Source organism: Lentilactobacillus sp. Marseille-Q4993 (genome assembly GCF_951230165.1).
Taxonomy (GTDB): domain Bacteria; phylum Bacillota; class Bacilli; order Lactobacillales; family Lactobacillaceae; genus Lentilactobacillus.
The window spans coordinates 147,954-156,168 of the sequence record NZ_CATNVB010000003.1; the positions used below are offsets into that span (position 1 = coordinate 147,954).

Here is an 8,215-nt window from a genome sequence, read left to right on the forward strand (position 1 = left end):
TGCTAAAATGCAGTTGGGAGGTGAGATAGAATGGTTACTATTCAACTTGATCCTCAAATGAATGAACAGCACGTGATGCTTTCGGACGGGGCTTCCGGCTACATAAAGAAGCTCGACCAGCAACGGTTTTTGTTTGAAAGCGCAAACCACTACGACCCATCATTCATTTGCCCAGCTAAGCTGACCGACGGCGAAATTATTAATGTGAATGCCGCCAATGGTCCTTGGCAGTACCTAATCAAATTTGCTTGATGCTTTTATACTTGATGATAACTGAAAAGTAAGAATCAAATATAAGATTATCAACGAAATATAGCGATTCCCAATATAGGGAGTCGCTATTTTTTTCCATAAAAATTCAATCAAACTTGTTAAAATGTTCTCTCAAATATCTCACCGTTAAACTATCCGCGGTCTTCACTAGCTCCCGCGGTTTGCCAGCCGCCACGATTTTACCACCCAAGCGACCACCCTTCGGCCCCATGTCGACCATGTAGTCAGCATTAGCCATCAGGTCCAAGTCGTGAGTGATCAGCAGCACCGTTGCACCCTGCTTGATCAAACCGTCAAACACACCAAGTAACACGTGGACATCGATTGGATGCAGGCCAACCGTTGGCTCATCAAAGATGAATAGCGTGTTCTTCTGGGACCGTTTCATATGCGAAGCCAACTTCAATCGTTGCGCCTCACCGCCAGACAAAGCAGGCGTACTTTCACCCAAATGAAGGTAGCCAAGCCCCATTCCCTGCAAGGTTTTCAGGGTTGCCAATATCGTATCATTGTTTTTGAAAACGGAAATCGCTGAATTAACATCTAAATCCAGAACATCCGCAATCGAGTGACCATTCCACTTAACCGCCAAAATGTCCTGCTTGAACCGTTTGCCACCACAGGTCGGACAAACCTCCACCATATCAGGGAGATACTGAATATCGAGTGAAATCTCACCAGTTCCGCCACACGTTGGGCAGGCTCCCTGCTTGTTGTTATAGGAGAAGTAGCTGCTAGTATATCCCAGCTTCTTAGCCTCAGCTAAGCCAGAATACAGCGTCCGTAAGTTATTCATAATATTGGTGTACGTTGCCACCGTCGAGCGCGCGTTTTTCCCAACTGGCGTTGCATCGACGCTAACCACTTTTTTCAAACGATTGGGGTCGAACTGCGGAATGTACTTAGGTAAGGGCTGATTATGCTCCGTCAGATCAAACGCTTTAAGTAACCCATCCAACACCAAAGTCGTCTTTCCAGCACCAGAAAAGCCCGTCACCGCAGTCAATCGGTTAATCGGAAACTTAGCCGTTACATCATGTAAATTGAAACGGTCACCAATCGTAATTGAGATATCACCAGCTCCACCAACGTCATCAGCAACAGCCCTCGTTACCAGTTGTTCCTTGCCAGTCAAAAACGGACCGATCAGCGACTTCGGGTTCCGCTTTATGTCCGCTGGCGTACCCTGGGTAATCACGTTACCCCCGTTTTTCCCAGAACCAGGGCCAATTTCAATCACCCAATCAGCCGCATCAATGATTGAAGTTTCGTGATCAACTACTACCAGAGAGTTACCCTGTTCGACCAGCTGATGGAAAATTTTGATCAACCCATTAACGTTATCCGGATGCAGTCCAACTGATGGTTCATCGAGAACATACAACACTCCCGTGGTTTGCGTTCTCAGCGTCCGGCCTAACTGAATCCGTTGCAGTTCACCCGTCGATAAGGTTGAGCCACCACGGTCCATCGTCAGGTAATCTAGTCCCAGATCAAGTAATGGTTGCAGTTGATTGAGAAGTTCACTAGTTAAATTATCGGCCAGTTTCTGCATGTCAGTCGGCAGCCACTCTTTGCTTTCCGCCACAAACGCAGGCAATTCCCCTAACGGTAGTTTACTTGCCTCAACGATATTCTTGCCCGCAATCAGCTGATTCAATCGGTCTGGCTTGATTCGCGTGCCGTGACAAACCGGACAGGTGGTGAATTTGTAGAACCGATTCAACCGTTTCAAAGCAACCTCACTCTTAGTCGTCTTCATGCTGTCTTCAATGGCGTTAAAGGCGTTTTCGTACAACGCGTTATCCATGTGGAAGACCCGCCCATTTTTAGACGGAATATTGATTGAAAACTTCTTCTGCTTTCCATGCAACACAATATCGACTTCTTTTTCGGTCAGCTCATTAAACGGCACATCAATCCGCACCCCAGCCGCCTGGGCGACGATTGGCATAAAGTTACGGCCAGGAATGTGCCAGGCGTTCACGGCTCCCTCGCGGATGGTTTTGGTAGTATCACCAATCAGTTTCTCTGGATCAATTTGCTTAGTAACTCCTAGCCCCTCACACTCCTCGCACGCCCCGTCAGAGTTAAACGCAAAGTCCTCCGCGCTAAAGGCGTTAAACTCCACGCCACAGGTTGGGCATTTGATAACGCCCATTTCGTGGCCCATCTTATCCATTGCTTCGGCGATCTTAATTGTCGGCGGAACCCGGTGACCGTTTGGGCAGACCGGTGAACCTAGGCGCGAGTAAATCAACCGTAACACGTTGAAAATTTCAGTCATGGTTCCCACTGTTGAGCGAACCCCTGGTACGGTTGGTCTTTGTCGTAAGGCCAATGCCGACGGAATGTGTTTGACCGATTTTACGTCAGACCGCCCCACCTGACTGATGCGACGACGAGTGTAAGTTGCCAACGCATCAAGGTACCTTCTAGCTCCCTCAGAATAGAGAATCCCCATCGCTAACGAGGACTTCCCCGATCCTGACAAACCAGAAATGGCGACGAACTTGTGCAGCGGAATATCAACGTCAATGTTTTTGAGATTGTTGACGTTGCCGCCCCTAACTTCAATGTGTTCAGATTGCATGGGTATCACGCTCCTTGTGTTTAATTATAGTTAAAATTCACAAAGTTTAAATACATACACAGAGTTTATTATGCCAAACACACGAAAACAATAAATCTATGGATAATTAAAAAGGCTGACCACCACGTAATCAGCCCTTTCCTTTACTTCAACGACCGCCAATACTCTTCCAAGCCTTCTGCTAATGAATACTTTGGTTCATATCCAATCGCTTTTAGCTTATTAATGTCAGCACTCGAGTACTTTATATCACCTTTCCGTTCATCCGCAAACTTCATTTGCAGTTTTCGGTCAGCGACTTTTTCAAACTCTTTAATTGTATCCAGTAGTGAAATTGAACTACCTGTAGCAACGTTATATACTTCGCCGTTTGTATCATGAGTTCTAGCAATTAACCGCAATGCCGAGACCACATCTTCAACAAAAACAAAATCTCTTGATTGCTGTCCATCACCTAACATCGTAAACTCAGTTCCATCCTTCAACTTACTAGAAATCAGCGAAAGAACTCCAGAATATGGTGAACTTGGATTTCGTCTTGGCCCATAAACATTAAAGAATCTAACAGCAGCAGTATTCATTCCATACAGTGTTCCATAATTAATAACCGACCTTTCAGTCGCAAATTTATCAACAGCATAAGGAGATAACGGTACGATTCTCGAAGTTTCCGTTTTAGGTAACTCAGGATCATTACCGTACACCGCTGCAGATGAGGTAAACATGACCTTTTTGGGATTCAGTTGATTCAACCGTAACGTTTCCAGCACAAACAAGTTTGCGTTCTGATTTATCTCATGGGTTTCAGCTGGACGTTCAATCGTATCAGCAACACTGGCAACCGCGGCCAGCAAAAATATATAATCGAAATTTTCATCAATCAACAGTTTACCCATAAAATCATAGTCAGTTATCGACTTCTCATAGAACGTCAGATTTGTATTTGCAGGTAAATTTTCCTTTAAACCCATTGATAAATCATCAACTACTGTAACTTCATAGCCATCTCGCAACAAATCATTAACTAACGTAGAGCCAATGAAACCAGCCCCACCGGTAACTAAAACTTTTTCAATCATATTAATTACCTCTCGATTAGTCGGTGACGATTGCTTCTCGCCAGCTCTTTGCAACCTCAGCATTTGAGAACTTATGAGCAGTTTCCAATGCATTATTTGATAGTTCGTTCAAGCGCTTATCATCCTTTAACAGGTCACCAATCGCGGCACCCATGTTCATGACCTCTCCATCTTTGAAGATAAGACCATTCCAGCCATCCCGGATAATTTCACGAGGACCGTAGGCAATGTCAAATGCTACCATTGGCAAACCATAACTAGCAGCTTCAGTCATTGCCAATGGTTGAACATCAGTTGCCGTGGTCGTAACAAACAATTTCGAATCGTTGTATGCGTCATGAAGGTCAGTTTGATAACCCTTGAATTCGACAACGTCCTTAATTCCCAGCTTTTCAGCATACTCTTTCGCATCATCTTCAGCAGGACCATACCCATAAATTAGGAAGTGCGTGTTGGTAGACTTATTGTGTACCTGTTTGAATGTTTCAATCAAACGGGTAATCCCTTTGTCATTTCCGAGACGCCCAACAAATACGATTTGGTCTTTCTTAGTTGTTGAAATTCCATTAACTTCATCAACTGTTGCAGCAGGTAAGTGGAATACTGGTGTATTAACCCCGGGGATTTTCTTCTCAATATGCTCAGCAATATCATCACGTTGGGCTTTAGTTGCCGTAATAACCCCTGATAATCGGCTAAGGTTCTCTGGTTTAAAGGCTTCTTCATAGATTCCATTAAGTTGCCCAAGTGCCAATGAATAGGTTTGATCAGTTTGAATCATCGGCATGTAAATGTACTTGCGAGATTCACTATCAATATTGATAACTGGCATGTAGGTTGACAAAGGTCGATCTGCGATAAACGTATTATTACCGGCACCGTACTCTTTATCCAATTCATTAAGGAAGAATGTAAATAAATCCCCAACACTATCAAACAATCTATCTTGGCCCTTATAGTTAACCAACTTTAACATGGTCATATCATCATCAGTGCCATTTTCACTTCCATAAGAAGCTTCTAGAACGGTATTTCCGTAAATATCAAGGAATTCTGCTCGGATTGGTTTTCTTTCAGCGTCATAGTATTTGACGGCAGACTTGAATCCACGCCAATCCCAAATATCAGCCCGAAGAAAGTTTTGATACTTGTCAAAATACTCATGGGTACTCAACTGGCCATACGTACCACCCATGAAAATCATTCGTTCGGTTAAAATATCGCCACGGTAAATCTTAGAGATAGTTGGGTCTGGATCGATTTCATATTCTTTATTGATATTAGCATCAGCAATTTTTGCTTCCTTAGTATCAATATCAACTGCTTTTTGAAAGAAATCAAACATATTCACGATTTGATCCTTTTCAAGGCCGAAGTTGATCATCGTCCGATGGAGCTCTGGATTATACATCCGAGTCACCAGCTTGGCTCCAACCCCCATACTCTTAAATAAATTGAGTCGTTTGAACTCGGCATGCTCGATTCCTGAGTTCATTCCATATAAATATTCATTAACAAAGAAATACATTAGTTGTTGCCTCCTTCGGTTGACTCAAAATATTTAGTTGCTCCCTGATCAAATATCTGCCACTGTTTCCAGACATTTTCCTTAGAGTATTTCATTCTTGATTCGTATGCCGTTTCGCTAAACTGACGTCTTAATTCATCATCACCCATAATTTTGGCAATTGCGTCTCCCATTGCATCGATATTTCCAGCTTCGACTAGCAAGCCATCTTTACCATCATTAATAACATCACGAGGACCATAGTTAATATCATAAGAAGCCAAAGGAACACCGTGTGACTGAGCTTCAATAAGTGATAGTGGTAATCCTTCCGCTTCACTGGTTAAAATCGACAACTGGGCTTGATCATATACTGCATTAATATCTTGGGTATATCCCATGAAGCTAACTGCCTTAGTAAGATTCAAATCTTTAACTAACTTTTTAGCAATATCGCCAGACTTATCGTTCGCATATCCATAGATATCAAGGGTCATACCAGGTACTTTCTCAAGTGCCTTAGCAAACGCCTTAATGGCATGGTCAATTCTCTTTTCATGTGATAACCGAGCAATCATCACGATTTTTCCTGGTGTTCGTTTGTCAAAATCCTGCTTAGGAGCGTTCAGTACGTCATCAGAAACCACACCAACGGGAACAACAAACGTCTCAGGATTATCACCAAACCGTTTCCGCAAGTTAGTAGCTTGAGTTTCTGTTGGGGCAATCATAGCGTCCCATTTTTTAAAGTTATTCAATGCATACTCGTAGTTAAAGTTAATTCCCGAGTGCAACGTCTCAATTGGATCGTTCGTATGGTTACTATGAAGTTGCATTGCTACGAAGGCATTTTCTTTCATATGCAGCAGTGACCAAGACAGTTCAAAACTGGCATCATTGACAATAACTGTGTGCTCGCCACGTTCACGATCTCGCTTAGTCACCTCATCAAAGAAAAATGTTGCTAATTGCTTAGTACTGTTGAAGTCCCAATCTACTCCCTTGTAGTCAATAATTCGATAAGAACTATTATCGATCTTGTCGTATTCCTTACCAAAGTGGTAAGTCTCATAGAATAACTTACCTTTATTATTAAATGCTCGTTCAACTCTTGCCGAACCACTTCGGTCATAGATTTGTTGTAATGACTTAAATCCACGAGGATCCCACCAATCAACTTCCACTAACCTCTTATTAGTATCGAAGTAGCTGACGTGATCGAATTGCTCACCATCATCACGAAGAACGATTTGCATTTTTCTCTCCGCACCACGAAGAACATCAATCATGTTATTCTCAGTCGGCTGAACATCAAGGGTCTTATCAATATTCAAGTCAGCAACGGTGAATTTTTGAGATGCAATCCCCTCCATATCACCAAAGAAGTCAAACAAGTTAAGTGAAGACTTGTTATCTACACCTGACGCTTCAAGTCCCTTCGTTAGTGACATATCAAAGTTAGTCGTCAATATTTTGACAGGCTTATTGAAACTCTTGAATAATTGAAATCTTTTAATCTCGGCGTGTCCAACCCCAGATTGTTGAACCGTTACAGTTGGATTTAAAAAGTAATACATAATTCCCCTCCGTATCAATAGATTATGTACAAAAGCAGGCGAGATGTATGTCTCGCCTACTTTCGATTTACCCAATTCAGGTAATTCTGATCCAATAACCATCTTTCGACTTAACTATTAGACCATGTCTGTTATGTCAAGGTAATGACACCTGTCACATGGCTTATACAACCATTTTAATTGTTCTTAGGTCCTTTTACAAACTTTGCGCTAGCAGTAATGTAGTGCCCATTTGTAAGTTGATATCTTACCTTAGATCCAACTCTGACATATGCCTTAACCTTGAATGTCTTATTCTTCTTGGCTGGCTTTACTCGGCTTCCCTTTGTAAAGCTAGTACCTTTGTGTTCGTAAATACCCTTTGTAACCTTAACCGTCTTTGGTGTTGAGTACTTGTAAACCTTCTTCATGTACTTCTTAACCATTGATGATTTTGCGGTTACGTAACGGCCGTTAGTCAATTCTAATCTGGTAATCGAACCATTTCTAACGATTCTCTTAACCTTAAGAACTGAGCCCTTCTTGAGGTGACGAACCTTCTTAGAACTCTTGAACTTCTTGCCTGAGTATTCGTAAACTCCCTTAGGATTTGTTACATACCAAGTGGTTGCGTGATCAATTGAGTATCCATCCTTAACGTCTACAAAGTTACTGTAGTCTTTAAGGCCAGTTACATATGATCCATCAGCAAGAATAAATCTTGAAGTCTTACCACTACCTGTAAGTGCAACAACGTGAAGGACAGTTCCTGGCTTGACGTAACTCAGCTTATTAGCATTCTTGAACGATTTGCCATTGTATCTGTACAATCCTTTGGTTGTGAGTAAAGTTCTCTTTTCAACTGAACGGTAGTAATTATCGTTGGCCTTTTGAGAATCATCAGCAGAAGCACTGCCACCATTTACAAAGCTACCACCTGAAGCTTGTCCTGCAGCAGCATTTGATGCAGCAGCACTAGCGGCTGTTGAAGCAGCTTGACTTGCGGCATTAGATGCAGCTCTTGAAGCAGCATCACTGGCGGCCTTGCTTGCGGCAGCGGCCTTGGAAGCAGCGTCACTAGCAGCCTTAGAGGCTACGGCAGCATCACTTACAGCACCTTCAGCGGCCTTGCTTGCATCACTGGCAGCCTTGGAAGCGGCATCGCTGGCATCACTTGATACCTTGGCATCACTGGCAGCCTTGCTTG

General features: G+C 42.9%; 6 protein-coding genes. 1 reads left to right on the plus strand and 5 read right to left on the minus strand.

Annotated elements, in window-relative coordinates:
• Window positions 1-30 precede the first annotated feature (30 nt).
• Window positions 31-252, plus strand: a complete 222-nt coding sequence (locus tag QOW94_RS02385; protein ID WP_283678536.1) for a hypothetical protein — start codon at window positions 31-33, stop codon at window positions 250-252.
• A gap of 106 nt (window positions 253-358) precedes the next feature.
• On the opposite strand, the gene QOW94_RS02390 is transcribed toward QOW94_RS02385, so the two are convergent.
• The 5 genes from QOW94_RS02390 to QOW94_RS02410 all read right to left on the minus strand — a co-directional run.
• Entirely contained in the window at window positions 359-2,866 is a 2,508-nt protein-coding gene (locus QOW94_RS02390; RefSeq protein ID WP_283678538.1) for an excinuclease ABC subunit UvrA, read from the minus strand.
• Window positions 2,867-3,009: 143 nt separating this feature from the next.
• Entirely contained in the window at window positions 3,010-3,945 is a 936-nt protein-coding gene (locus QOW94_RS02395; RefSeq protein WP_283678540.1) for an NAD-dependent epimerase/dehydratase family protein, read from the minus strand.
• Between the two features lie 16 nt (window positions 3,946-3,961).
• Window positions 3,962-5,473 carry a glycosyltransferase gene (locus QOW94_RS02400; RefSeq protein ID WP_283678542.1) on the minus strand — a complete coding sequence of 504 codons (1,512 nt, stop codon included), beginning with the start codon at window positions 5,471-5,473 and terminating at the stop codon, window positions 3,962-3,964.
• Entirely contained in the window at window positions 5,473-7,029 is a 1,557-nt protein-coding gene (locus QOW94_RS02405; RefSeq protein WP_283678543.1) for a glycosyltransferase, read from the minus strand. Before QOW94_RS02405 ends, QOW94_RS02400 begins: the two co-directional genes overlap by 1 nt.
• Window positions 7,030-7,205: 176 nt before the next feature.
• Window positions 7,206-8,215, minus strand: a 1,010-nt coding sequence (locus QOW94_RS02410; RefSeq protein WP_283678545.1) for a DUF5776 domain-containing protein, incomplete at its 5' end; no start/stop codon positions are given.

What these genes read in the sequence shown, in the direction of transcription:
- QOW94_RS02390 (WP_283678538.1), bottom strand. Translation starts at nt 2,866, where the DNA reads ATGCAATCTGAACACATTGAAGTTAGGGGCGGCAACGTCAACAATCTC.
- QOW94_RS02385 (WP_283678536.1), top strand. Translation starts at nt 31, where the DNA reads ATGGTTACTATTCAACTTGATCCTCAAATGAATGAACAGCACGTGATG.
- QOW94_RS02395 (WP_283678540.1), bottom strand. Translation starts at nt 3,945, where the DNA reads ATGATTGAAAAAGTTTTAGTTACCGGTGGGGCTGGTTTCATTGGCTCT.
- QOW94_RS02400 (WP_283678542.1), bottom strand. Translation starts at nt 5,473, where the DNA reads ATGTATTTCTTTGTTAATGAATATTTATATGGAATGAACTCAGGAATC.
- QOW94_RS02405 (WP_283678543.1), bottom strand. Translation starts at nt 7,029, where the DNA reads ATGTATTACTTTTTAAATCCAACTGTAACGGTTCAACAATCTGGGGTT.